Genomic DNA, 790 nt, shown 5'->3' on the forward strand with positions numbered 1-790 from the left:
GCCGGGACGAATTTGCGAATCACACCGTAAAAGCCAAACAAGGTCGAAAGGCCGACGGCGACCCAGGGCATATTGCCATAAAAAACCAGAAGGTTCAGAACCCCGGCCGCGCAGATCAGAACGGAGATGATCTGAATGCGGTTGAGTTTTTCGGCAAAGAAAATGCGGCCCAGGATCAGCATGATCAGCGGCATGATGTAATAGCCAAGGCTTGCTTCCAGGGCATGGGCATTATTGACAGCCCAGATGTAAAGCAACCAGTTCCCGGCGACCAGAAGGCTAGAAAGAAACAAAAGCCCGACGGTGCGTGCTGATGAAATCAGCTCAAGCAGTTTCTTGCGCCGACCCAGAACAAACACCAGCAGAAGGGTGAGAAGTGCTGACCACACAATGCGGTGCGACAGGATTTCAAGCGGGGTGGCAAAGGCGACCTGTTTGAAATACAGGCCGAAAAACCCCCAGAAGATGAAGGCGCCAAGCCCGGCGAGGGGGCCGGGGCCGATCAGTGCCGGTTTTTCTTGAGAAGACATAATTTCAAGCCGTGGTCAGTGAATGGGGCTGTGACCGGCCGCTTAAGTCTTCGGACCAGCTCAGTTCGATCGGAAAGGCAACAGGGGCCGAAGGCAAACGGCCCCTGAGTTTGGTTTGGCGAAGCGGTTCGTGGTGGCGAGGTGCTTTGCCAAAGTTTTATCTTGAATGACCTTATTCCGGCGCAGAGGTCTGCAGGGCCAGCGCATGCAGGTCGCCGCCCATTTTGCCCTTAAGGGCGGAATAGACCATCTGGTGCTGA

General features: G+C 55.1%; 2 protein-coding genes. Both read right to left on the reverse strand.

The genetic code is table 11. The features are described from left to right. Window positions 1-530: EamA family transporter RarD (gene rarD / locus B3Z49_RS04740; RefSeq protein WP_296988542.1), on the reverse strand; the 530-nt coding region annotated here is incomplete at its 3' end. A gap of 172 nt (window positions 531-702) precedes the next feature. Beyond that, window positions 703-790 (reverse strand): BolA/IbaG family iron-sulfur metabolism protein (locus tag B3Z49_RS04745; RefSeq protein ID WP_296988546.1); only part of this gene is annotated, 88 nt, incomplete at its 5' end.

Source organism: Thalassospira sp. UBA1131, from assembly GCF_002311515.1.
GTDB lineage: Bacteria > Pseudomonadota > Alphaproteobacteria > Rhodospirillales > Thalassospiraceae > Thalassospira.